At 72.8% G+C, this 24,752-nt stretch carries 20 protein-coding genes; 12 read left to right on the top strand and 8 right to left on the bottom strand.

Annotated features, from left to right (window positions below):
- Positions 1-75: 75 nt before the first annotated feature.
- Together ACGFWI_RS32540 and ACGFWI_RS32535 are read right to left on the bottom strand one after the other, a co-directional pair.
- Positions 76-1,380, bottom strand: coding sequence for an ADP-ribosylglycohydrolase family protein (locus ACGFWI_RS32540; RefSeq protein WP_393909638.1), 1,305 nt, complete (start codon positions 1,378-1,380; stop codon positions 76-78).
- Complete coding sequence (locus ACGFWI_RS32535; RefSeq protein WP_393909637.1) at positions 1,377-2,531, bottom strand: ADP-ribosylglycohydrolase family protein; 1,155 nt, start codon at positions 2,529-2,531, stop codon at positions 1,377-1,379. The genes ACGFWI_RS32540 and ACGFWI_RS32535 overlap by 4 nt, the downstream gene beginning before the upstream one ends.
- A gap of 363 nt (positions 2,532-2,894) precedes the next feature.
- On the opposite strand from ACGFWI_RS32535, the gene ACGFWI_RS32530 reads away from it, so the two are divergent.
- The 3 genes from ACGFWI_RS32530 to ACGFWI_RS32520 all read left to right on the top strand — a co-directional run bounded on the left by ACGFWI_RS32530 (position 2,895) and on the right by ACGFWI_RS32520 (position 9,973).
- Entirely contained in the window at positions 2,895-3,626 is a 732-nt protein-coding gene (locus tag ACGFWI_RS32530; protein ID WP_393909700.1) for a VIT1/CCC1 transporter family protein, read from the top strand.
- A gap of 289 nt (positions 3,627-3,915) precedes the next feature.
- Positions 3,916-8,520: a glutamate synthase large subunit gene (gene gltB, locus ACGFWI_RS32525; RefSeq protein ID WP_393909636.1), complete on the top strand. Its 4,605-nt coding sequence runs from the start codon at positions 3,916-3,918 to the stop codon at positions 8,518-8,520.
- The gene (locus ACGFWI_RS32520) at positions 8,513-9,973 is read left to right on the top strand and encodes a glutamate synthase subunit beta (RefSeq protein ID WP_393909635.1); all 1,461 of its coding nucleotides are present in this window, start codon (positions 8,513-8,515) and stop codon (positions 9,971-9,973) included. Before gltB ends, ACGFWI_RS32520 begins: the two co-directional genes overlap by 8 nt.
- 123 nt (positions 9,974-10,096) lie before the next feature.
- On the opposite strand, the gene ACGFWI_RS32515 is transcribed toward ACGFWI_RS32520, so the two are convergent.
- Positions 10,097-10,669, bottom strand: coding sequence for a hypothetical protein (locus ACGFWI_RS32515; RefSeq protein WP_393909634.1), 573 nt, complete (start codon positions 10,667-10,669; stop codon positions 10,097-10,099).
- Between the two features lie 67 nt (positions 10,670-10,736).
- On the opposite strand from ACGFWI_RS32515, the gene ACGFWI_RS32510 reads away from it, so the two are divergent.
- On the top strand, positions 10,737-11,498 hold the full coding sequence (locus tag ACGFWI_RS32510; RefSeq protein WP_393909633.1) for a winged helix-turn-helix domain-containing protein: 762 nt from the start codon (positions 10,737-10,739) through the stop codon (positions 11,496-11,498).
- A 12-nt stretch (positions 11,499-11,510) separates the two neighbouring features.
- Here the strand turns inward: ACGFWI_RS32510 and ACGFWI_RS32505 are convergent, their stop codons facing one another.
- Positions 11,511-12,050, bottom strand: a complete 540-nt coding sequence (locus ACGFWI_RS32505; protein WP_393909699.1) for a MarR family winged helix-turn-helix transcriptional regulator — start codon at positions 12,048-12,050, stop codon at positions 11,511-11,513.
- 110 nt (positions 12,051-12,160) lie between these two features.
- Between ACGFWI_RS32505 and ACGFWI_RS32500 the strand changes: the two genes are divergently transcribed.
- Positions 12,161-12,883, top strand: a complete 723-nt coding sequence (locus ACGFWI_RS32500) for an SDR family NAD(P)-dependent oxidoreductase (RefSeq protein WP_393909632.1) — start codon at positions 12,161-12,163, stop codon at positions 12,881-12,883.
- Positions 12,884-12,923: 40 nt separating this feature from the next.
- Here the strand turns inward: ACGFWI_RS32500 and ACGFWI_RS32495 are convergent, their stop codons facing one another.
- Together ACGFWI_RS32495 and ACGFWI_RS32490 are read right to left on the bottom strand one after the other, a co-directional pair.
- Positions 12,924-13,400: a PPOX class F420-dependent oxidoreductase gene (locus tag ACGFWI_RS32495; protein WP_393909631.1), complete on the bottom strand. Its 477-nt coding sequence runs from the start codon at positions 13,398-13,400 to the stop codon at positions 12,924-12,926.
- A gap of 77 nt (positions 13,401-13,477) precedes the next feature.
- A complete protein-coding gene (locus ACGFWI_RS32490) occupies positions 13,478-13,966 on the bottom strand; it encodes a hypothetical protein (RefSeq protein WP_393909630.1) in 489 nt (162 codons plus the stop codon).
- 161 nt (positions 13,967-14,127) lie between these two features.
- On the opposite strand from ACGFWI_RS32490, the gene ACGFWI_RS32485 reads away from it, so the two are divergent.
- Positions 14,128-14,862, top strand: a complete 735-nt coding sequence (locus ACGFWI_RS32485) for an MBL fold metallo-hydrolase (RefSeq protein WP_393909629.1) — start codon at positions 14,128-14,130, stop codon at positions 14,860-14,862.
- Positions 14,863-14,987: 125 nt separating this feature from the next.
- On the opposite strand, the gene ACGFWI_RS32480 is transcribed toward ACGFWI_RS32485, so the two are convergent.
- Positions 14,988-16,034 carry a LacI family DNA-binding transcriptional regulator gene (locus ACGFWI_RS32480; RefSeq protein WP_393909628.1) on the bottom strand — a complete coding sequence of 349 codons (1,047 nt, stop codon included), beginning with the start codon at positions 16,032-16,034 and terminating at the stop codon, positions 14,988-14,990.
- A gap of 166 nt (positions 16,035-16,200) precedes the next feature.
- On the opposite strand from ACGFWI_RS32480, the gene ACGFWI_RS32475 reads away from it, so the two are divergent.
- Entirely contained in the window at positions 16,201-16,896 is a 696-nt protein-coding gene (locus tag ACGFWI_RS32475) for an alpha/beta fold hydrolase (protein ID WP_393909627.1), read from the top strand.
- A 48-nt stretch (positions 16,897-16,944) separates the two neighbouring features.
- On the opposite strand, the gene ACGFWI_RS32470 is transcribed toward ACGFWI_RS32475, so the two are convergent.
- A complete protein-coding gene (locus ACGFWI_RS32470) occupies positions 16,945-17,841 on the bottom strand; it encodes a hypothetical protein (RefSeq protein WP_393909626.1) in 897 nt (298 codons plus the stop codon).
- 264 nt (positions 17,842-18,105) lie between these two features.
- On the opposite strand from ACGFWI_RS32470, the gene ACGFWI_RS32465 reads away from it, so the two are divergent.
- The 5 genes from ACGFWI_RS32465 (at position 18,106) to ACGFWI_RS32445 (ending at position 24,603) form a co-directional block, all read left to right on the top strand.
- Entirely contained in the window at positions 18,106-18,915 is an 810-nt protein-coding gene (locus ACGFWI_RS32465; protein WP_393909625.1) for a S1 family peptidase, read from the top strand.
- 217 nt (positions 18,916-19,132) lie between these two features.
- The gene (locus tag ACGFWI_RS32460; protein ID WP_393909624.1) at positions 19,133-19,309 is read left to right on the top strand and encodes a hypothetical protein; all 177 of its coding nucleotides are present in this window, start codon (positions 19,133-19,135) and stop codon (positions 19,307-19,309) included.
- Positions 19,310-19,425: 116 nt separating this feature from the next.
- The gene (locus ACGFWI_RS32455) at positions 19,426-20,106 is read left to right on the top strand and encodes a response regulator (RefSeq protein ID WP_393909623.1); all 681 of its coding nucleotides are present in this window, start codon (positions 19,426-19,428) and stop codon (positions 20,104-20,106) included.
- Between the two features lie 140 nt (positions 20,107-20,246).
- Positions 20,247-21,335 (top strand): sensor histidine kinase, encoded by a 1,089-nt coding sequence (locus ACGFWI_RS32450; RefSeq protein WP_393909622.1) that lies wholly within the window; start codon positions 20,247-20,249, stop codon positions 21,333-21,335.
- A 151-nt stretch (positions 21,336-21,486) separates the two neighbouring features.
- A complete protein-coding gene (locus tag ACGFWI_RS32445; protein ID WP_393909621.1) occupies positions 21,487-24,603 on the top strand; it encodes an endo-alpha-N-acetylgalactosaminidase family protein in 3,117 nt (1,038 codons plus the stop codon).
- Positions 24,604-24,752: the final 149 nt, after the last annotated feature.

The raw sequence follows: 24,752 nt of genomic DNA, 5'->3' as shown, positions 1-24,752 counted from the left end.
TGGCCTGGGCGGCCTCCGCGCCGGACGCGTCCGCCGTGCCCGGCGTCGTGGCCGGTGTCTGCTCGCTTGCGTAGGTCATGTGCGGGTGAGTCCTTCCACGGTGGGGGAGAGGGAGGCGGCCGCAAGGGCGCCGGGGACGGTTTCCGGGAGGGCCGGCGGGACGGCCGCCCCCGCGGCTTCGGGGGCGGTCAGCTCCGTACCGGCGAGCAGCCCGGCCAGCTCGACGAGGTCCGTGCCGGCCAGCCGTGGCAGCGCACAGCCGGACAGCACCCGGCAGGCGTCGCGCCAGGTGCGGGGCAGGGCGTGGGCGCCGCCGAGCACTCCGGTCAGCGCCCCGGCCAGGGCCGGGGCGGAGTCGGCGACCCGGGAGAGGCAGGCGGCGGCCGGTACCGCCTCGGCGACCAGCCCGTCCGACGCCAGCGCGAGCGCCAGTGCCACCGGGACGGTCTCGGCCGCGGCGATGCCGTAGCTGTAGACGTGATCGACGATCTCGTGCTCCAGCACGGGCACCAGGGCGAAGGCGGTGCCGGGGCGGCAACAACGGCCACGACCGTCGGTGGCGAAGGCCTGGGCGAGCCGGACCGCATGCAGCGCGTTGCGGCGGATCTCGGTGCCCTCGGGGAGCTGGTCCAGCGCCGCGTCCACACAGCCGCCGGCCCCCGCGCCGCCCAGCGCGGCCGCGACCGCGGCGGCCATCGCACGGGCGCCGTGCACCCCGTCGCCGTCCTGGGTGTAGCGCGCGTCGTACTCGGCCAGGTCGGCCGCCGCGGACGGCTCGCCCGGATGCACCACCGCCAGCACGACGGCGCGCACACAGGCCGCGTCGTCGAAGAAGTGCGGGTTGTCGTGGCCGGTGGCGGGCGGCCGCAGCCCGGCGGCCAGGTTGCCGAGCCCGGCCCGTACGGAGATCCGGGCGCGCAGCGGCAGCACGGCGGACTCCACCTCGGGTGCCCGGTCGGCGGCCGCGGCGACCTCGCCGGCCAGCGCGTTCCAGGCGAGGTCGATCGCGGCCCGCATCCGGCGGTCGCGGCCCAGGTCGCTGAGGAGCGCATCGGCCGCGGTGAGCACCGATTCGGCGGTGAAGGCCGCCCACTCGGCGTCGTCGGAGGGGCCCAGCCGCAGCGGCTCGGGCGGCTGGTTCAGCGCGATCGGCACCGGCAGGGTCGTGGTCGCGTTCTGCTCGGCGAAGGTGTCCAGTTCACGGGTCAGCCGCCGGGTCCACTCCGGCATCCGCGCCGCCCGGTGCCGGGCCGCGGGCCACCCGGCGGCGTCGCCCGAGGCCAGCCCGAGCAGCAGCCCTTCGATACGGCCCCGTGCGTCGGCGGTGTCCGGGGGACCGCCCGGGGCGGCGGCGTCCCGCGGGGCGCGCCCGCCGTTCATCCGGCCCCCACCCCGGCGCCCGCTCCGGCCCCGACGTCCCTCCCGGTCCCCGGCCGCACCGCGGTACGGGCCCAGGCCCCCTGCGGCGTCAGCAGTTCCGCGATGTCCAGGACGTGATAGCCGGCCATCGACGGCAGACAGCTGCCGCGCGCCGGGCCGATGGCACCGGCCCAGTCCTCGGGGATCGCGGCGGCGCCGCAGAGCGCACCGGCCAGCGCGCCGGCCACGGCCGCCGTGGTGTCGGCGTCGCGCCCCATGTTGACCGCGGTCAGCACCGAGCCGGAGAAGTCGCCGCGGGCCGCCGCGAAGGCGCCGAAGGCCAAGCCGACGGCCTCGGGCGCCAGATCCGTCCAGGGGTAGCCGCCGACCACGACCGCGGAGCGCACCGCGCGCTCGGTGCCGAGCTGGGTGATGCCCGAGTCGTAGCGGGAGCGCTGGGCGGCGCCGACCGCCCGGCGCAGCGAGCGGGCGGTCCAGGAGTCCTCCGGTACGACGGACAGCGCGGCGGCGATCACCGCGTCGGTGTTGGGGGTCCCCCCTGGAGCGGAGCCTGTCGAAGGTCCTTGGGGGAGGGCGACCATGGCGGTGGCGACCCCGGCGGCCACCGCCATGCCGCCGTAGATGCCCTCGCCGTCGTGGCTGACGGTGCCGTCGATGGCGACCAGCCGGGCGGCCTCGGCGGGCCGCCCGGCGGCGAACACCCCGAACGGCGCGGCGCGCATCGCCAGCCCGTCGCTCCAGGCATGCCGGTGCTGGGCGGAGATGGGGGCGGCCAGGCCCCGGCGCAGGTTCTCCAAGGTGCCGCGCTCGCTGAAGCCCGCGCCGCGGAACGGCCCCTCGTCGCGGTCGGCGATCCACTGGTGCCACGCGGCCTCGACGTGGGCGACGGTCAGCGCCGAGCCGTGCCCGGCGAGCAGCAGCCCCGAGAAGATGGCGTACTCGGTGTCGTCGGTGCCGGCCGGGTCGTCCTCGACATACCCCTCGATCCGGCCCCAGCGATGGCGGATCTGCGAGGGCTTCATGTTCTCCGCCGGGGCGCCGAGCGCATCACCGACGGCGAGCCCGAGCATCGCGCCGCGGGCCCGGTCGCGCCCACCGTCGCCCGCGGCGGGCACGGCCGGATCCGCGGGCGGGGAGTGCGCTGCGCTCATGGTGCGTGCCGTTCTGTCGTACGGGCCGGACCGCCGCCCGGGACCGCGGGGCGCCGGCCGGCTTCGGACCGCTGCGCTGTATCCGTGCCACGCGGCGGCCCGGCTCTCCTCTCCGGGGCGGCAGGGTCACCCGGTCGACTCCCTCGGGCGGCCCGCCGGACCGGACCGCCCGAGGACCCGAAAAGGGTGTGTGACCCGGATCTCATCACCGGGCCCGCGGAAAAACCGCAGGTCAGCGCGGTAAGTTCGGCCTTCCTTGCTAGCGGCGGAGGGTAATGCGCGCATAACTTCGAGGTGTTGGAGGGGGAAGTGCCGCCATCGGCCCACACCTCGTTGCAGGGAGTAGGTACCGATATGTCCGTCATGGAGATCATGGATGCCGCGGCGCCGACGCATGTGGCCCACCGCGACAACCACACCCACCGTGATGTCAACGGCGGCTGGCTGCGCCCCGCGGTCTTCGGCGCGATGGACGGGCTGGTCTCGAACCTCGCCCTGATGACGGGTGTCGCCGGCGGTGCGCTGTCGCAGCAGACGATCATCATCACCGGCCTCGCGGGCCTGGCCGCCGGCGCCTTCTCGATGGCCGCGGGGGAGTACACCTCGGTCGCCTCGCAGCGGGAGCTGGTGGAGGCCGAGCTGGATATTGAGCGGACCGAGCTGCGCAAGCACCCGAAGGACGAGCTGGAGGAGCTGGCGGCCCTCTACGAGTCGCGCGGGGTCGAGCCGGCGCTCGCCCGGCGGGTCGCGGAACAGCTCTCCCGGGACCCGGAGCAGGCCCTGGAGATCCATGCCCGCGAGGAGTTGGGTATCGACCCGTCCGACCTTCCTTCGCCCACCGTTGCCGCGGTTTCCTCCTTCGGATCGTTTGCACTCGGCGCACTGCTGCCTGTCCTTCCTTATCTGCTGGGGGCGTCCGAGATCTGGCCCGCGGTGCTGCTCGCGCTGGCCGGACTGTTCGCCTGCGGGGCTGTGGTGGCACGGGTGACGGCGCGCTCCTGGTGGTTCAGCGGGCTGCGCCAACTGGCCCTCGGCGGCGCCGCGGCGGGTGTGACGTACGCCCTGGGAGCACTGTTCGGAACCGTCGTAGGCTGAGGTGTCATGCGAGTGACTGCATAATTACCGCGTTACCCAGCGGTTTCGGTTTGTTGACGACCGGGCATAAGGCCCAGGCGTCGCGGGCAATGTCGCTCGCCGAACGCCGCCTTGTGGGACGGCCCCGATTCCGTCCGCGTACTGACTCACCGCATGTGCGGTGTCCGCATGTTGGAAGCCCCTTTTCGCTTTTTGGGAAGGGAGCCATCCTGTAACCTGCACGAAATTTCGCGGAGGGCCAACGTCGTCCCTCGGCAATGCCTATGCCACGACGACGTTGGGAGAGCCGATGCGTTTCGCGTCCACGCACTCCGCGACCACCAGCAGCGCCAGCGCCGCCGCCTGGTCGCCCATGGACGGCCGCCCTGCCCAGCAGGGCATGTACGACCCGCGCAATGAGCACGACGCCTGTGGCGTCGGCTTTGTGGCCACCCTCACCGGCGAGGCCAGCCACGCACTGGTCGAGCAGGCACTCACCGTCCTGACGAATCTGGAGCACCGCGGTGCCACCGGCTCGGAACCCGACTCGGGTGACGGCGCCGGCATCCTGCTCCAGGTGCCGGACGCGTTCCTTCGCGAGAACGTCACCTTCGAGCTCCCCGAGGCCGGCGCCTACGCCGTCGGCATCGCCTTCCTCCCGTCCGAGGCCCAGGAAGCGGCCGAGGCCGTCTCACGCATCGAGACGATCGCCGGTGAGGAGGGCCTGGACGTCATCGGCTGGCGCGTCGTTCCCGTCGCCCCCCAGCTGCTCGGCAACGGCGCCCGCGCCACCATGCCGGCCTTCTCCCAGATCTTCGTCAGCGATGGCCAGAACACCGGCCTGGCGCTGGACCGCAAGGCCTTCGCGCTGCGCAAGCGCGCCGAGCGGGAGGCCGGGGTCTACTTCCCCTCGCTGTCCGCCCGGACGATTGTCTACAAGGGCATGCTGACCACCGGCCAGCTGGAGCCCTTCTTCCCGGACCTGTCCGACCGCCGCTTCGCCACCGCCATCGCGCTGGTCCACTCGCGGTTCTCCACCAACACCTTCCCGAGCTGGCCGCTCGCGCACCCGTACCGTTTCGTCGCGCACAACGGCGAGATCAACACGGTCAAGGGCAACCGCAACTGGATGCGGGCACGTGAGTCGCAGCTGGCCTCGAAGCTCTTCGGCAGCGAGGAACTGGAGCGGATCTTCCCGGTCTGCACCGCGGACGCCTCCGACTCCGCCTCCTTCGACGAGGTCCTGGAGCTGCTCCACCTCGGCGGCCGTTCGCTGCCGCACTCCGTGCTGATGATGGTCCCCGAGGCGTGGGAGAACTCCCCCTCCATGGACCCGGCCCGGCGTGCCTTCTACCAGTACCACTCCACGATGATGGAGCCCTGGGACGGCCCGGCCTGTGTCACCTTCACCGACGGCAACCAGGTCGGCGCGGTCCTCGACCGCAACGGTCTGCGCCCCGGCCGCTACTGGGTCACCGACGACGGCCTGGTCGTGCTCTCCTCCGAGGTCGGCGTCCTGGACATCGACCCCGCCAAGGTCGTCCGCAAGGGACGGCTGCAGCCCGGCCGGATGTTCCTCGTGGACACCACCGAGGGCCGCATTATCGAGGACGACGAGATCAAGGCGCAGCTCGCCGCCGAGCAGCCCTACCAGGAGTGGCTGGAGTCCGGTCTGATCGAGCTCGCGGACCTGCCCGAGCGTGAGCACATCGTGCACACCCACGCCTCGGTCACCCGCCGCCAGCAGACCTTCGGCTACACCGAGGAAGAGCTGCGCGTCATCCTCGCCCCGATGGCCAAGGCCGGCGCCGAGCCCATCGGCTCGATGGGCACCGACTCGCCGATCGCCGCGCTCTCCGAGCGCCCCCGGCTGCTGTTCGACTACTTCACCCAGCTCTTCGCGCAGGTCACCAACCCGCCGCTGGACGCCATCCGCGAGGAGCTCGTCACCTCGCTGATCTCCTCCCTCGGCCCCCAGGGCAACCTCCTGGAGCCGACCCCGTCCTCCTGCCGCAGCGTGACCCTGCCCTTCCCGGTCATCGACAACGACGAGCTGGCCAAGCTCGTGCACATCAACGCCGACGGCGACATGCCCGGCATGAAGGCCGTGACCCTCTCCGGCCTCTACCGGGTCTCCGGCGGCGGCGAGTCGCTGGCCGCCCGGATCGAGGAGATCTGCGCCGAGGCCGACGCCGCCATCGACGACGGCGCCCGGCTGATCGTGCTCTCCGACCGCCACTCCGACGCCGAGCACGCGCCGATCCCGTCGCTGCTGCTCACCGCCGCGGTCCATCACCACCTCATCGGCACCAAGGAGCGCACCCAGGTCGGTCTGCTCGTCGAGGCCGGCGATGTGCGCGAGGTGCACCATGTCGCGCTGCTCATCGGCTTCGGTGCCGCGGCCGTCAACCCGTACCTGGCCATGGAGTCCGTCGAGGACCTGGTCCGCGCCGGCACCTTCCTGCCCGGTGTGGAGGCCGAGGCCGCCATCAAGAACCTCATCAAGGCGCTCGGCAAGGGCGTCCTGAAGGTCATGTCCAAGATGGGCATCTCGACCGTCGCCTCCTACCGCGGCGCGCAGGTCTTCGAGGCCGTCGGTCTGGACGAGGCGTTCGTCGAGAAGTACTTCCGCGGCACCGCCACCAAGATCGGCGGCGCCGGCCTGGACGTCATCGCCAAGGAGGTCGCGGCGCGGCACGCCAAGGCCTACCCGGCCTCCGGCATCGCCGCCACGCACCGCGCGCTGGAGATCGGCGGCGAGTACCAGTGGCGCCGCGAGGGCGAGCCGCACCTCTTCGACCCGGACACCGTCTTCCGGCTCCAGCACTCCACCCGCTCGCGCCGCTACGACATCTTCAAGCAGTACACGGAGCGGGTGAACGAGCAGTCCGAGCGGCTGATGACGCTGCGCGGCCTGTTCTCCTTCGCCTCCGAGCGCCCCTCGATCCCGATCGAAGAGGTCGAGTCGGCGTCCGACATCGTCAAGCGCTTCTCCACCGGCGCCATGTCGTACGGCTCCATCTCCCAGGAGGCGCACGAGACCCTGGCCATCGCCATGAACCAGCTGGGCGGCAAGTCCAACACCGGTGAGGGCGGCGAGGACCCGGACCGTCTCTACGACCCGGCGCGCCGTTCCTCCATCAAGCAGGTCGCCTCCGGCCGCTTCGGTGTGACCAGCGAGTACCTCGTCAACTCCGACGACATCCAGATCAAGATGGCCCAGGGCGCCAAGCCCGGTGAGGGCGGTCAGCTGCCCGGCCACAAGGTCTACCCGTGGGTGGCCAAGACCCGGCACTCCACTCCCGGCGTCGGGCTGATCTCGCCGCCGCCGCACCACGACATCTACTCCATCGAGGACCTGGCTCAGCTGATCCACGACCTCAAGAACGCCAACCCGCAGGCCCGCATCCACGTGAAGCTGGTCTCCGAGGTCGGCGTCGGCACGGTCGCCGCCGGTGTCTCCAAGGCGCACGCGGACGTGGTGCTGATCTCCGGCCACGACGGCGGTACGGGTGCCTCGCCGCTCACGTCGCTGAAGCACGCGGGCGGCCCCTGGGAGCTGGGTCTGGCCGAGACCCAGCAGACGCTGCTGCTCAACGGCCTGCGCGACCGGATCGTGGTGCAGACCGACGGTCAGCTCAAGACCGGCCGCGACGTGGTCATCGCCGCCCTGCTGGGCGCCGAGGAGTACGGCTTCGCGACCGCACCCCTGGTCGTCTCCGGCTGCATCATGATGCGCGTCTGCCACCTGGACACCTGCCCGGTCGGCATCGCCACCCAGAACCCGACGCTGCGCGAGCGGTTCAGCGGCAAGGCCGAGTACGTCGTCAACTTCTTCCAGTTCATCGCGGAAGAGGTCCGTGAGATCCTCGCCGAGCTGGGCTTCCGCAGCCTCGACGAGGCCGTCGGCCACGCCGAACTGCTGAACACCTCCCGCGCCGTGGACCACTGGAAGGCGCAGGGCCTGGACCTGGCCCCGCTGCTGCACGTCCCCGAGCTGGCCGACGGCGCCGTGCGCCACCAGGTCATCGAGCAGGACCACGGCCTGGAGAAGGCGCTCGACAACGAGCTGATCAAGCTCGCCGCCGACGCCCTGGCCGCGGAGAACGCCGAGGCCGCCCAGCCGGTCCGGGCACAGATCGCGATCCGGAACATCAACCGGACCGTCGGCACCATGCTCGGCCACGAGGTCACCAAGAAGTTCGGCGGCGCCGGTCTGCCCGACGACACCATCGACATCACCTTCACCGGCTCGGCCGGCCAGTCCTTCGGCGCGTTCCTGCCGCGCGGCATCACGCTGCGCCTGGAGGGCGACGCCAACGACTACGTCGGCAAGGGCCTGTCGGGCGGCCGGGTCATCGTCCGCCCGGACCGCGGCGCGGACCACCTCGCCGAGTACTCCACCATCGCCGGCAACACCCTCGCCTACGGCGCCACCGGCGGCGAGCTGTTCCTGCGCGGCCGGGTCGGCGAGCGCTTCTGCGTCCGTAACTCCGGTGCCACGGTGGTCTCCGAGGGCGTCGGCGACCACGGCTGCGAGTACATGACCGGCGGCCATGCCGTCGTCCTGGGCGAGACCGGCCGCAACTTCGCGGCGGGCATGTCCGGCGGCATCGCCTACGTCATCGACCTCGACCCGGACAACGTCAACCGTGAACTGGCCGATGCGGTCACCACCCCGGACGACACCGACAAGCAGTGGCTGCACGACGTCGTGCGCCGCCACCAGGAGGAGACCGGCTCCACCGTCGCCGAGAAGCTCCTCGCCGACTGGGACACGGCCGCCGCCCGCTTCAGCAAGGTCGTCCCGGCCACATTCCAGGCAGTGCTCGCCGCCAAGGACGCCGCCGAGCGAGCCGGACTCTCCGAGTCCGAGACCCACGAGAAGATGATGGAGGCGGCGACCAATGGCTGACCCCAAGGGCTTCCTGAACCACGAGCGCGAGATCGCCAAGACCCGCCCCGTCGAGGAGCGCGTCAACGACTGGAACGAGGTCTACCAGCCCGGCTCCCTGCTGCCGATCATCAGCAAGCAGGCGTCGCGCTGCATGGACTGCGGTATCCCGTTCTGTCACAACGGCTGCCCGCTCGGAAACCTCATCCCCGAGTGGAACGACTACGCCTACCGCGAGGACTGGACCGAGGCCAGCGAGCGGCTGCACGCGACCAACAACTTCCCGGAGTTCACCGGTCGTCTGTGCCCCGCACCCTGTGAGGCCGCCTGTGTGCTGGGCATCAACCAGCCGCCGGTGACCATCAAGAACGTCGAGGTCTCCATCATCGACAAGGCGTGGGACAACGGCGACGTCACCCCGCAGCCGCCCGAGCGCCTCTCCGGCAAGACCGTCGCCGTCATCGGCTCGGGCCCGGCGGGGCTCGCCGCCGCCCAGCAGCTGACCCGGGCCGGCCACACCGTCGCCGTCTACGAGCGCGCGGACCGTCTCGGCGGCCTCCTGCGCTACGGCATCCCCGAGTTCAAGATGGAGAAGCGCCACATCAACCGCCGCATCGAGCAGATGCGCGCGGAGGGCACCAAGTTCCGTACCGAGGTGGAGATCGGCCGGGACCTCGACGCCAAGAAGCTGCGCAAGCGCTACGACGCCGTGGTCATCGCCGCCGGCTCCACCACCTCCCGCGACCTTCCGGTGCCCGGCCGCGAGCTGAGCGGCGTCCACTTCGCGATGGAGTACCTCCCGCTCGCCAACAAGGTGCAGGAGGGCGACCTGACCGTCGCCCCGATCAGCGCCGAGGGCAAGCACGTGGTCGTCATCGGCGGCGGCGACACCGGCGCGGACTGCGTCGGCACCGCCCACCGCCAGGGCGCGGCCTCCGTCACCCAGCTGGAGATCATGGGCAAGCCGGGCGACGAGCGGAACCCCAACCAGCCCTGGCCGACCTTCCCGATGCTCTACAAGGTCACCTCCGCGCACGAGGAGGGCGGTGAGCGGCTCTACTCCGTCTCCACCACCCACTTCGAGGGCGACGAGGACGGCAACGTCCAGTGGCTGCACCTGACCGAGGTGGAGTTCAAGGACGGCCGCCCGGAGCCGAGGCCGGGCACCGAGCGGAAGATCCCGGCCCAGCTGGTCACCCTCGCCATGGGCTTCACCGGCACCGACCGGGAGAACGGCCTGGTCGAGCAGTTCGGCCTGGAGCTCGACGAGCGCGGCAACGTCGCCCGCGACACGGACTTCGCCACCAACGTCCCCGGCGTGTACGTCGCCGGTGACGCCGGCCGAGGCCAGTCGCTGATCGTGTGGGCCATCGCCGAGGGCCGTTCCGCGGCCAAGGGCGTGGACCGCTTCCTGACCGGAGCCAGCGCCCTGCCGGCTCCCATCAAGCCGACGGATCGCGCACTGACCGTGTGACCCGTCCCCTGATGTCCCGTACAACGTCGTACGGAACAGCCGCGGCGCCTGTCCCCTCCCCCCGACCGGAGGGCAGGCGCCGCGGATTTTTGCCACCGGGCCCGCTGCGCTGCGGCAGGCGCCCTACGAGCCGCCGCGGCCGGCGGGGAAGCGCCGCCCCAACTGCCGTGCCATCTCCCGCGCGGGCGCCGGCACGGCCGGTGGCGGGGGAGTGCCCGACGGCCGGAAATCGTGCACCGGCGGATGCCAGGACTCCCGGTCGGTCCGCCGGCCGCCCAGCGGCAGCACCCACCGCGGATCGGCATGCACCCGCAGCACCTGCGCCTCGATCTGTGTCCACGCCCCGTCGGTGACCGTCCGCTCCCCGACCCGGCGCGCCTCCAACTGCACCGGACAGTGCACCAGTCGGGGCGGCCGCACCAGTTCGGACGGCTCCGTCCACGGCGTGTCCGTGGCGCGGGGCATGACGCTCGTCCCCTCCTCGGCTCCCGCCCCGTCCGGCGGCAGATTGAAGACCACGTCCGGGCGCACCGCGAGATTCTGCGCGGTCCGCCCGCGGGCCGGCAGCCAGACGCTGACGACCGGTCCGAGCTCCCATCGGATGCGCAGCTCGACCAGCACGAATGTCCCGTCGTCATTCTCCGTGGACAGCAGCGCCGGGACGACCGAACTGCTCTTCTCCAGCGCGACCTTCATGGTCCCGAGGATAGAAGCCGGATGATTCGGTGCTCACCGAAATGTTATCAGAGGTTACTCTGTGTACATGAAACGATGGGACGCCGATCTGGAAAGCGTCGCGGAAACCCCCGATCTGGCCGCCCTGGCGGCGCTGCTCGCGGACCGCACCCGTGCCGCCATCTGTATGGCCCTGCTCGACGGCGGCTCCTGGACCGCCGGCGAACTGGCCGAGTACGCCGCGGTCGCACCTTCCACCACCACCGAGCACCTCAACCTCCTGGTCTCCGGCGGCCTGCTCGCCGAGGAGCGCCGGGGGCGACGGCGCTACGTACGCCTGGCCGGAACGGAGGCCGCGGAAACCCTGGAGAACCTCGCCGCCCTGGCCCCCTACCGCCAGGTCCCGATCCGCTCCCTGGCCGAGGCCAATCACCGCAGGGCCCTGCACCACGCCCGGACGTGCTACGACCACATCGCCGGTGCGCTCGGCGTCGCCATCGTCGAGGCGATGATCGAACGCGGCCTGCTGGGGCGGGACTACGGCCCGGTGCTGACCGGCGCCGGCGCCGGCTGGCTGACCGCCCTCGGCATCCCCGACGCCGGTCCTTCGGCCGTCCACCGGGCCCATGTCCGCACCTGCCTCGACTGGACGGTGCGCCGCCGGCATCTCTCCGGCGCGGTCGGCGCCGCCCTCTACCGGCACGCCCTGGAGCAGGGCTGGATCGTCAAGGCCGTCGCCACCCGCATCCTCACCGTCACCGCGACGGGCCGTACGGCCTTCCGTGCGCAGCTCGGGCTGTCCGACGAGGCACTGTTCCCCTCCCTCGCCCTCGCTCCGCCCCGCACCTGACCGGCCGGGTTCTCAGTCTTCGCCGACCTGGCCGATCCGGTCGTCGCCGAGCTTGCGCTGGGTGTCCTGGAGCAGGATCCGCAGCAGACCGGCGAGCTGTTCCTGCTGCTCGGGGGTGAGTCCGTCGATCAACTCGGCCTCGCGGCACAGCACTTGGTCGACGGTCGCCTCGATCCGCTCATGGCCGGCCGGGGTCAGCTCGACCACGACCGTACGCGGACGCCCCTCGCCGGGCCGCCGGGTGACCAGCCCCTCGCGCTCGGCGCGGGCCACCCGCTGGGAGACCGCCCCCGCGGTGATCAGGGAGCGACGGCCGAGTTCGCGGGTGGTCAGGGTGTACGGCTTCCCGCTGCGGCGCAGCACGCTGAGCAGGTCGAGGGTGGCCGGGTCCATCCCGGCGCGGGCCAGCACCCGGCGCCGGTCGTCGCCCAGCAGCTTCGCCAGCCGCCAGATCGGCGTCACGATGCCGATGGAGGAGACCGGTGTGCCGGGGCGCTCGCGCTCCCAGGCGGCGGCGATCTCCTCGACGGGGTACGAGGAGGCGTGGGCCATCGGATAGCCGTAGCCGTCCTCCGGCTCGGATTCTCTTGCCACGGGCCCTCCCGGCGGTGTTATGTTCAGCTCTAAATTTAGAGCTGAACGTGACGGACGGAGCTCAGCATATGGCACGCACCATCCTGGTCACCGGCGGCGGCACCGGCATCGGGCGCGCCGTCGCCCACCACTTCGCGGACGCCGGCGACGATGTCATCGTCACCGGCCGGCGCCCCGGGCCCCTCGACGAGACCGCGGCCGGCCGCCGGACCGTCCGCCTGCTGGTGTGCGACCACACCGACCCCCGGGCGCTCACCGCGCTGCTCGCCGGACTCCCCGAGCTGATCGACGTCCTGGTCAACAACGCCGGCGGCAACACCGACCTCGACGCGGACGGCGCCACCGGCCTGGGGGCCTACGCCCGGGACTTCCGCGCCAACCTCGACGCCAACCTGGTCAGCGCCGCGCTGACCACCAAGGCGCTCGACGGCCGGCTGGCGCCCGGTGGCGCGGTCGTCCACATCGGATCGATCGCCGCCGACCAGGGCGCCGGTGCCTACGGAGCGGCCAAGGCCGGCCTCGCCTCCTGGAACGTCGAGCTGTCCCGGACCCTCGGCCCCCGCGACATCACCGCCAACGTCGTCGCGCCCGGCTATATCGCCGGCACCGACTTCTTCCGCGACCGGCTCACCGACGAGCGCCGTGACCGCCTGGTGGCCGCCTCGGCGGTGGGCCGCCCGGGGTCCCCGGACCACATCGCCGGGACCGTGGCCTTCCTGGCGTCACCGGCGGCCCGGCACCTGACCGGCCAGGTGCTGAACGTCAACGGCGGTACCCGCACCACCCGTTGACGCCCGCCCGGCCGGCGCACCGGACCGCGACGGGCGCGGGTCAGGCGTCGCCGTCCTCCGTGAGCCGGGCCGGGAAACCGCCGGTCGCGACCGGCCCCCAGCGCAGCGGCGTCACCCGGATCAGCGACTTGCCCTGCTTGCGCATCGCCTCCCGGTACTCGTCCCAGTCCGGGTGCTCCCCGGCGATGTTGCGGTAGTAGTCGACGAGCGGCTCGATCGAATCCGGGGCGTCGACGACCTCGGCCTCGCCATCGATCTGCACCCACGGCCCGTTCCATTCGTCGGACAGCACGATGACGCTGACCGACGAGACCCGGCGGGCGTTACGGACCTTGGCGCGCTCCGGATACGTCGACATGACCAGCCGCCCGGAGTCGTCCACCCCGCAGGTCAGCGGCGAGCCCTGCGGGGTGCCGTCGCTGCGGCGGGTGAGCAGGATCGCGCGATGACGGGGGCGGACGAACTCCAGCAGTTCGGGCAGCTCGACACGGGTGTTGCTGGCGATGGAAGGGCTCATACGGACGAGCCTAGGTGTTGGAGTGCGCTCGAAACGCGCACCGCGCAGCGGACGCGCTGTCCTGCCGCGCGCGCCGGTCAGCCCTTGAGGAGCTGCTTGCCGGTCGCCGCGTCCACGACCTTGCGGCCGTCCAGCGCGCTCTTGAGGTGCACCGTCACCTTGTCGGTGGCCAGTTGCTCGGTGCACATCCCCTTGGCGCTCTTCCGCTTGCCCCAGCCGGTGATCACCACGAGGTCCTTCGACTCATGACTGCGCGCACCGAAGCGGATATCGCAGGCGCTGTGCCCGACGGTGACGGTGATCTCCCGTACCCCCGTGTTCTTGGGGCGCTCCGCGGCGACCAGCGGCAGCAGCGCCTGCTGCCGGCCGTGCACCGGGGAGACCTTCGGCCAGTCCTGCACTATCTGGTCCGCCCGCCGGTCGAACGCATCCTGCTTCTTCGGCGGCGACGCGGGGGTCACCTTCTGCTGATTCTGGCCACAGCCGGACAGCGCGACGGCACCGGCCGCCGCCAGCGCGAGCACGGTGGTGAGGGTACGGGTGCGGGAGAGGTGGGATCCTCGCATGACATTGCCTCCTTGTGTCACGGATGGGACGCACCAGGCGCAAGACAGGTTCCGGCCGCATTCCGTCGATGCCGTCGGGGCCGGGGAGAGGTCCCTTCGCCCGGTCCGCCCACGGCGAAAAAGCGGCGGCGGTGGACCGTCCGCCCGCTAGCGTCCGGGTCATGGACGCACTCATCGAGATCACCCCCACCGTCTGGCAACTGCCCTTCCCCGTCGGGCATGTGTATGTCGTCGCCCTCCCCGACGACGGCTACGCGGTGGTCGACACCGGCATCCCCGGCTCGGCCCCCGCCATCCTCGACGCCCTCGCCCGGCTCGGCGGCCGGCCGGAACAGCTGCGGCAGATCGTGCTCACCCACTTCCACCTGGACCACATGGGCTCCGCCGCCGACCTGGCCGCCGCCACCGGCGCCCGCGTCCTGGCCGGCGCACTGGACGCCCCGTACATCCGTGGCACCGCCCCCGAACCCACGCCGGTGCCGACCCCCATGGAACTGACCCTGCACGAACGGGTCATGGCGGACCTGGCGGCTGCCGGGACACCGCCGCTGCGCCACGCCGAGGTCGATGTCGTCCTGCACGACGGAGACACCCTCGACGGCTGGGGGGAGACGGTGCGGGTGCTGCACGTCCCCGGCCACACACCCGGCGGCATCGCACTGCACCTGCCCGCGAGCCGGCTGCTCTTCCCCGGCGACATCATCGCCACCAGCCCCGACGGCGGCCGAGTGGTCCTCGGCCCGTTCAACGTCGCACGGGAGGAAGCCATCGCGTCCTTCCGGCGGCTCGCCGCGCTCGACGACGTGGACACGGTGTGCGTACCGCACGGCGTACCCCTGCGCACCGGCGCACGGGACGTCCTGGCCGCGGCCACGCCGGAGAAGCACTGGCTGTGAGGGCGCGGACCGCCCGGGGCGGGCCGGGGCCGGACGGTGCGGTGACCCGTACGGGGCGAGGTGCGCGCCCAGGCGCCCGAGGCGCATGACGGTCCGCGAGGTGCCGCCGTGACGGGCCCCGGCCGTCAGCCCGAGTCGCGTGCCTCGACGTGGAAGGTGCCCAGCCGGTGGGTGGTGGGCGCGGTGGCGGGGTCGCGGATCAGGGCGGCGACCAGACCGGCGATCTGCTCCGGGGGCGTCATCTCGGCGCGGACGCTGGTCAGCCGGGGCCGCAGCAGCCGGGCCAGCAGCAGATCGTCGGCGCCGACCACCGCGAGGCGGTCCGGGCCGTCGGCGCCGATGAGGTGGCCGGCGTCCTGGAGGGCGCGCATCAGCAGCATCGCGTACTCGTCGTCGTAGGCGAACACCGCGTCCAGGCCCAGCTCCGGCCACGCCGCCGCCAGCGCCGCCGCGGACTCCTCGGTGCGGGCGAGGCCGAGCGGGCGCACTTCGGCACCGGGGTGCCCGGCGGCCGCGGCCCGTACGCCCGCCAGGCGGGACTCCGACCGGTCCGCCAGGCCCGGTTCGGCCGGCCGCACCACACCGATCCGGCGACGGCCGCGGGCCAGGAGGCGCTCACCGGCACGGAGTCCGGCCTCGCGCTGGTCGAGGAGGAGGGTGTGGGCGCCGGGGGGTGCCGACGGGCCGTGGGTGAGGACAGCGGCGGTGCCGGACCGGTGCAGCAGCTCGACGGCGGGCGCGTCCAGCGGCGGGCCGTGCAGGGTCAGCACGGCGGCGGGGCGCAGTTCGGCCCAGGCGCGGGCGGCCGCCATGGGGGAGCCGGCGGGTGCGCCGTGCAGCACGCCGGTGTAGCCGAGGCGGTCCAGCGCGGTCTGGAAGCCGGCCACGAAGCGGGTGAAGAGGGGGCCGAAGACCGGGGCCGTGTCGGCGGGGGCGGCCAGCACCACGAGGCTGCCCCGGCCGGACCGCAGACTGCGGGCGGCGGCGTGCGGCACATACCCCAGCTCCTCGGCGGCCGCCCGCACCCTGGCCTGGGTGCGCTCGCCGACCCGCCCGGCGGTCTGCCCGTTCAGTACGTAGGAGACCGTGGCGCGCGACACCCCGGCGCGGCGGGCAACAGCCGCACTGGTCGGGGGAGTTGAGGTGGCCCGAGGGCCGGCTCGGTCAGTCATGCTGCTGGGCATCCTCGCACAGGGATTTGGTGCGGCGGGCCGGGGCGGGGCGGATCCCTCAACGCTACTTACACGTGTAATCTCGCGCGGGTGCGGCCCGGCCCGGGGCACCGGGCCGGAGAACATCGGCAGGCGGCGAGCGCGGGAACCGAGGAGAGGCACGGGCATGCAGCTGCACACCCACGAATGGGGCTCCGGTGAACGCACCGCGGTGCTGGTCCACGGGCTGATGTCCGATCACCGCACCTGGCACCGCGTCGGTCCGGCGCTCGCCGACCGGGGCTATCGCGTCCTCGCCGTCGATCTGCGCGGCCACGGCCGCAGCCCGCGCGGCGACTACGACACCGAACTGTTCGCCGAGGACCTCGTGGAGACCCTGCCCGCCTCCCCCGAGGTCGTCATCGGGCATTCACTGGGCGGCCTGGCGCTGTCCCTGGCGGTGGAGCGGCTGCAGCCGCGGCGGGCGGTCTACAGCGATCCGGCGTGGTCGTTCCCCCGGTTCCAGGAGCCCGTCGACCCGGCCCTGTTCGTCACGTTCAAGCGGGCGGACCGGGCGATGCTGCGCACCTTCAATCCGCGCTGGAACGAGGCCGATCTCGACATCGAGCTGGCCACGGTCGCGGAGTGGGACACCGCTACCGCCCTCGCGCTGTCCGCCGTGCACCGGCAGGACCATGTGCCCGAGAAGCCGGTCGTCCCCTCGCTGGTGCAGTTCGCGGGGGAGGGGTTCCTCTTCTCCGAGCAGGCGGCGGACGAGCTGACCGGCCGCGGCTTCGAAGTCCGTACGGTGCCCGGCGTCGGACACACCATCCACCGCGACGACTTCGACGGCTTCATGGCGGGTCTGGAGGGGTGGGTCTAGGGCCCGGCCCACCGAACGGCGGCCGGTCCCGAACGGCGCTGCCCGCCGTCACGTATCGCAGTCCAGCAGCGTCTTGCACAGCCCGCAGCGGGCCTGGAGCCGGCCGCGGACCGGGACGCGGATCCGCTGGTGGCAGGCGGGGCAGGGGAAGGACACCCGCAGCGGCGGCGGGCCCTCGAAGGCGTAGTCGCCGGCGGTGGGCGGGTGACCGGCCCGCCGTGGATCCTGCGCCGCCCGGCGGTCCTTGGCGTAGCGCAGCCGGGCGGCCCAGCCGGCGGCGGCGAGCGGTGGCCGGCGCGCGTCCTGCCGGGCCCGCGCCGCGCCCGCGGTGTACGCGTCGTACCCCTGCGGGCTGGTGAACCACGGTGACGGGTCCTCGCCGAAGAACTCGGCCCGCTTGGCGAGGACATAGCCGAACTCCTCCGGCGTCAGATAGCCGAGTTTCTGCGAGAACGGGCCGTGCTCACGGTAGGCGTCCAGCAGCAGCCAGCCCGCGCCGAGGTAGGCGGCGGCGGTGTCGGTGAGGATCTCGTTGTCGCGGGTGCCGGGGAACGACAGGTCCAGACGGTGCAGGTACAGATGCATCACCTCATGGGCCAGCGCGGCGCCGATGTCCTTGCGGTGCTTCTTGAAGCGGTCGTTGAGCTCGATGAAGTACTCGGGACCCGCGGTGAGTTCGACGGCGGCGGCGTGTTCCATCTCGCGGAAGGTGATGACCGTCCGTGCGTCCGGCAGATGCAGCCGGCGGACCATGGCACGGGCGACCCGCTGGGCCCCCAGGTGCAGATCCTCGGTCTCGTCGAAGGCCACATCGACCGGCAGCACGCTGGTGGCGAAGGTGTTCACCGTGTCGTACGACAGGCGTTTGAACAGCGCATGGACGGCCGCGCGCACCGTGTCGAGATGAGGGTATCCGTGCTCGATCTCACTGCCGCCCGTGGTCACCCGGCCACTGTACGGGGGGCCGGGAAGGTCCGGTATGGGCCGTACGGGGCCTGTGTGGCAGGCGAGTTGGCCGGATGCGCACTCTTGTCACCCTGATCGGACACTCCACATAATCACAGGGCGCTTTACGGACTCATCCCCCACTGGGTCCGGACGCCTTGCGGCGTGCTGCCGTCCTCCACGCACCTTCTGCGGCGGCCACGTCCGGCTCCGGTGTTGGCATGGGCTCGTCAGCGACGGCAACCCCCCACGAAAGGAAGCCCGTTGCGCAGCTACCGGAAGTACCTCAAGAGAACCACTGCCCTCGGCGCGGTCGCCCTGGCCGCCTTCAGCCTCCAGCCCGGATCGGCCTCGGCCGCCCCCTCGCCGGGCCCGTCCGGCTCCGTCCACACCAAGGTCGTCGGCGGCACCAAGGCCGACCAGGGTGAATTCCCCTTCATGGTCCGGCTGTCGATGGGCTGCGGCGGCGCCCTGTACGCCAAGGACATCGTGCTCACCGCGGCGCACTGCGTCGACGGCAGCGGAGCGAACACCTCCATCACGGCCACCGCGGGCGTGGCCGACCTGGAGGACGCCCACGCCGTCAAGGTGAACTCCACAAAGGTCCTGCAGGCCCCCGGCTACAACGGCAAGGGCAAGGACTGGGCGCTCATCAAGCTCGCCAAGCCGATTGACCAGCCCACGCTGAAGATCGCCGAGGACGACAAGCTCAACAACGGCGACTTCACCATCGCCGGCTGGGGCGCCGACAAGGAAGGCGGCAGCCAGCAGCGCTACCTCCTCAAGGCCACCGTGCCCTTCGTGGACGACGCCGCCTGCCAGAAGGCCTACGGCGACCAGCTGACGCCCGGCGACGAGATCTGCGCGGGCAAGCTGGACACCGGTGGCGTCGACACCTGCCAGGGTGACTCCGGCGGCCCGATGTTCCGCAAGGACGACGGCGGGCAGTGGCTCCAGGTCGGCATCGTCTCCTGGGGCGAGGGCTGCGCACGGCCCGGCAAGCCCGGTGTCTACAGCGAGGTGAGCACCTTCGCCGCGAACATCAAGAAGGCCGCGGGCGAACTGGGCGGCTGACCGCACCACGCACACGAAGGGCCCGGGGAGCCGCTCCCCGGGCCCTTCGCCGGGTCCGGAGTCCCGGACCTTGGTCCCGGCCGTTGGTCCCTTCGCCCCACGGCCGTTGGTCCGCCCGCCGCGGGACCAAGTTCGTGCTTCCGGACGGGCCTTGTGCCGTCACGGATGACCGGACGGCCTATGGGCTGCCGCGGCACGGCTCCCTAACGTGAACGGCATGACCACCGAGACCCGCCCCCGGCGCCCGGCACGCGACCGCGATCACCGCGTGACGGTCCTCGCCGCGCTGCTCCTCACCGCCTCCGCCGCGACCCTCGCCTATGTGCTGCTCGGCGGCCCGCACGAGCCCGTCGAGTTGCCGGCCGACGATCCCCCGAACGCGGTCCGGGGCTGACCGGGGCCCCGGCGCCGGTCCACCGGACCGCCCCCGGCAGCGGCCCGCGCGCACGGCCGGCCGGCCGCAGGGACGGATACGGGCCCGCGACCCCGATGGCGCCGAGGAGGAACGACATGCCGATCAGTGTGGTGATCGCGGACGATCAGGAAGTGGTCCGCATGGGCTTCCGGATGGTCCTGGAGAGCCAGGACGACATCGACGTCGTCGCCGATGTCACCGACGGCGAGGCCGCCCTCGCGGCCGTCGAACGGCTGCGCCCCGACGTGCTGCTGCTGGACATCCGGATGCCCAGGACCGACGGTCTGGAGGTCACCCGCCGGCTGACCGGGCGCGCGGCCGGCCGCCCCGGGTACCGGCACACCCCCCGGATCGTCATCGTCACCACCTTCGACCTGGACGAATATGTGCACGCCGCGCTGCACGGCGGTGCCTCCGGCTTCCTCCTCAAGGACGCCAGCCCCGCGCTGCTCGTGGAGGCCGTACGGGCCGCCGCCGTCGGCCACTTGCTGCTCTCGCCCGCGATCACCGCCCGGCTGCTGCGCGAGCCGGCCCCGGCCGGCGGCCCGAGCCGGGCGGCCCGCACCCCCTCCGAGCCGCTCACCGACCGCGAACGGGACGTCGTGTGCGCGCTGGCCGGCGGCCGGACCAACGCCGAGATCGCCGGCGCCCTGTATCTCTCGCTGTCCACGGTCAAGTCCCATCTGGCGAACGTGCAGACCAAGCTGGACGCCCGCAACCGGGTCGAGGTCGCCTTCTGGGCCTGGGAGAGCGGTCTGGGCTCCGGCAGCTCGTGAGCGAGCACGGTGCGGGCACCGGAAGGCGTCGCGTCCCGGGCGGCGGACCGGGTCGCGCCCGGCGGGCCGCGCGCCGGAGCCCGGCGGAGTGGGCGAGGACCCATCCACGGAAAGCCGTTGCCGCCCGGGCCGGTCTGGCGGTGGCACTGCTGCTCCTCGTCGGTATCGAGGCCCTGGCGCTGGCCCGTCGGCCCACCCACACGCACCTGATCGTGGTGGCCTCCGGCATCGTGGTCTGTCTGTGCGCGGTACCCGCCGCCCGGATCCCGCTGACCGCCCGGGCCCGGACCGCGGCCGTGGTCTCCCTCTCCGCGTCGGCGGTGCTGATCGCCGGGCAGCACGCGCGGGAGGTGTGGGGCCTGGGCGAGGGCATCGCCCTGCTCGTCCTGCTCACCGCCGTGGTCCGCCGCGCGCCCGGCCGCACCGCCGCCGTCCTCGGCCCGATGCTGGGCCTGGCCTGCGTCCTCGCCCCGGTACGGGACATCCGGCCGGGCCTCTTCACCGTCGTCTCCGTCGTGCTCACCGTGGTCGTCGCCGCCTATTCGACGATCCTGCGCCGGCAGGACGCCCGGCGGCTGCGCGATCTCGCGGCCGTCCGGGCCGCCGAGCGGCTGGAACTGGCGCGGGAGTTGCACGACCTGGTCGCCCACCACGTCACCGGCATCGTCGTCCAGGCCCGCGCCGCCCGCTTCACCGCCCCCGAAGGCCGTCAGGCCGGCGCCACCCTCGAACGGATCGAGGCCTCCGGCAGCGAGGCGCTGGGCGCGATGCGCCGGCTGGTGCGGGTGCTGCGCGAGGACGGGGTGCACCCCCACCCGGTCGCCGGGCTCGCCGAGGTCTGCTCGCTGACCGAGGCATTCGCCCGCACCGGCCCGCCGGTCGTCCTCTCCGTCGACAAAGGCCTGGCACAGGCGCTGCCGGACGATGTGGCCGCGGCGGTCTACCGCATCGTGCGCGAGGCGCTGACCAATGTCCGCAAGCACGCGGCGGACGCCACGGCGGTACGGATCGGCCTGCGGCCGGTACCCGTGGGGGCGGAACTGCGTATCGCCAACGACGGCGGCAGCCCGGCGCGGCTGTGCGAACAGGCCCGCGGCGGCGGCTTCGGCCTGGCCGGCCTCACCGAACGGGCCGAGGCGATGGGCGGACGGCTCAGCGCGGGCCCCGCGGCGGAGGGCGGCTGGGAACTCACCGCCGTACTGCCCCTCGACGGCGGGGCGACGGTCTGAGGCCACCCGGCCGGACCGGCTTCCCGCCGCCACCCGCGGGCGCCCCACATCTGTCCAACACCTGTCCCTCCTTTGTCCATAGGCGCACACCCCGCATGCGCAGCACGCTGTCCGCCGACAGGCAGTGCAGGCACGAAGGAGGACAGCGCGCGTGAACGAACAGACAGGCGCCCCGCGCGGGCCCAGCCGCAGAACGGTCGTCGCCGCCACCGCGCTCGCCGGGGTCACCGGCGCCCTCCCGCTCGGCGCGCCCCCCGCCGCCGCCGCGCCCCGCGCCGGCGAGGCGGTACTCCGGTCCGACGCGCTGGAGGTCCGGGTCGACACCGCCTTCCCCCGCATCGTCTCCTACACCGACCGCGGCACCGGCGCCGTCCTGCACGGCCAGGACACCCCGGTCACCCAGGTCCTCATCGACGGCACCGCCCGCACCCCGCACGTCACCCACCGCACCCGCGCCGACCGCGCCGCCTACACCCTCGGCTTCGACGGCGGCACCAGGATCACCGTCGAGATCGCCGTCCGGGGCCGGCAGACGACCTGGCGGGTCACCGGCATCACCGACACCCCGGCACTGCGCATCGGCACCCTGGAGATCCCCGGCCTCGCCCTGCTGAGCGTCCGCAGCGACCAGCCCGGCGCCGCTCTGCTGGCCGCCCGGATCGAACTGGACAAGGCCAAGAGCGGCGACACCCTGGTGCAGGTCACCGGCGCCACCCCCGCCGACGCCGCACCCACCGGATGCGCCTACGCCGTCGTCGCCACCGACGAGCTGGCCGCCGCCGTCGAGACCAACACCTCCTACGACAAGCCCGCCGGAGCCACCACCTGGGAGAACGGCCGGCTCTGGCGGCAGACCGTCAAGGGCGACGGGTTCGTCAAGGCGCAGCTGTCCTGCGGCCAGTGGACACACCGGGCGGCCGGGCAGCCGTCCCCCACTCTCGACTCCGCTCGCGCGGGAGGCGCCCCCCTCGCCACCGACCCGCTGCCGTACGCGACCGTCATCGTCACCCGCGACCGCAACGGCGACGGCAAGACCGACTGGCAGGACGGCGCCCTCGCGCTGCGCGACATCATGGTCGTGCCGCTGGGCGCCGACGAACAGCATCTGCGGGTCGTCCCGCACATCCCGTTCAACTTCGCCAGCCAGGCCACCAACCCGTTCCTCGCCACCCTCGACCACGTCAAGCGGATCTCCCTGGCCACCGACGGACTGCGGCAGTTCACCCTCCTCAAGGGCTACCAGTCCGAAGGCCACGACTCCGCACACCCCGACTACGGCGGCAACTACAACTCGCGGGCCGGCGGACTCGACGACCTCAACACCCTGCTCCGCGCCGGAAAGAAGTGGAACAGCGACTTCGCGGTGCACGTCAACGCCACCGAGTCCTACCCCGTCGCCCACGCCTTCTCCGAAACGCTCGTCGACAAGGACGACGAGCAGTGGGACTGGCTCGACCAGTCCTACCGCATCGACGCCCGCCGCGATCTGGTCTCCGGCGATATCGCCCGGCGCTTCGCGCAGCTGCGCAAGGAGACCGACCCCGCGCTGAACACCCTCTACCTCGACGTCTTCCGCGAGTCCGGCTGGAACTCCGACCGGCTGCAGCGCCATCTGCGCGACCAGGGCTGGCAGATCGCCACCGAATGGGGGCACGGCCTGGAGCGTTCCGCCCTCTGGTCGCACTGGGCGAACGAGACCGACTACGGCCCCGACACCTCCCGCGGCATCAACTCCCGGCTGATCCGCTTCCTGCGCAACCACCACAAGGACGTCTTCGCCGACAAGTGGCCCACCCTGCTCGGCAACGGCCGGATGGGCAACTTCGAGGGCTGGGTGGGCAAGACCGACTGGAACGCGTTCCACACCATCATCTGGACCGACGCCCTGCCCGCCAAGTACCTCCAGGCGTACCCGATCAGGACCTGGGGCGCGCACGAGATCGCCTTCGAGGGCCCCACCAAGACCTCCGTCAGCGACGCCGACGGCACCCGCAAGATCACCACCGACGGCCGCCTCGTCTACGACGACGGCACCTATCTGCTCCCCTGGGAACCCCGCCGGGCCACCGACCCGCACCGGCTCTACCACTACAGCCCGCACGGCGGCACGACCACCTGGACCCTGCCCCGCGGCTGGTCGGGCACGGCGGCCGTTTACGCCTACCGGCTCACCGACCAGGGCCGCACCCAGGAAACCCGGGTCCCCGTCAGCGGCGGCAGGATCACCCTCACCGCCCGGCCCGGCGTCGCCTACGTCGTCCACCGCGGCAAGGCCCCGGCCCGGAGGGACCCCGCCTGGGGCGAGGGCACGCCCCTGACCGACCCCGGCTTCCACTCCGGGAACCTGGCCGGCCGGCAGGTCACCGGCCCGGCCTCCGTCCAGCTCAGCAAGCTGGGCGACTATGAGCTGGTCATCGAGGCGGGCGCGGCCGCCACCGTCGCCCAGTCACTCGCCCGGCTCGCCCCCGGCAGCTATGCCGCCTCGGTACAGGTCGAGGTCGGCGCCACGGCGGGCGAGCGGCGGCGGGCCGCCCTGGAGATCCGTACTGCCGACGGCGTCGGTGCCGCCAACTGGACCGACACCTCCACCGCCGGCAACTACGTCGCCGCCGACCGGAAGTCCGGCACCCGCTTCCAGCGCCTCTTCACCCACTTCACCGTCCCCGAGGGCGGCGGACCGGTCACCCTCGCCCTCACCGCGGCGGCGGGCCGGGCCCGGGTCAGATTCGACAGCCTGCGCGTCGTACCCTCCCGTCCCACCACCAAGAAGGGTGCCCTGGCCTACGAGGACTTCGAGCAGGTGCCCCAGGGCTGGGGCGTCTTCGTCAAGGGCGACGCGGGCGGCGTCACCGACCCCCGCACCCATATCGCCCAGCGGCACGCCCCATTCACCCGGCGCGGCTGGAACGGCAAGGCCGTCGACGATGTCATCGACGGCGGCCAGTCGCTCAAGTCGCGCGGCGAGAACACCGGGCTCGTCTACCGGACGGTCCCGCACACCGTCCGCTTCCTCCCCGGCCGCCGCTACCGGATCACCTTTCGCTACGAGAACGAGAAGGCCGGCCAGTACGCCTGGGTCACCGCCGTCGACGCGCCCGCACCCCGCGAACTGACCCGCACCCCGCTGCCCGTCGCCACCGAACCGGCCGCCCACACCTATGAGTTCACCGCACCGGCCGACGGCGAGGCATGGGTGGGGCTGCGCAAGGTGGCCGACGACGGGAAAGCGGAGTTCGTCCTGGACACCTTCGAGGTGCGCGAGATCTGACGGGGCCGTGGGGGGGGGGGGGGCGCCCCCCCCCCCCCCCCCCCCCCCCCCCCCCCCCCGGGGGGGGCCCCCCCCCCCCCCCCCCCCCCCCCACGGGCGGTGCAGGAGATGCGAGGGCTGGTGGGGTACGAGCGCCGGCCGCCAGGTCC

This window comes from Streptomyces sp. NPDC048434, from assembly GCF_043200375.1.
Classification (GTDB): Bacteria; Actinomycetota; Actinomycetes; order Streptomycetales; family Streptomycetaceae; genus Streptomyces.
Note: the sequence above shows the minus strand (reverse complement) of the source record. Positions and strands in the feature narration are given on the sequence as shown.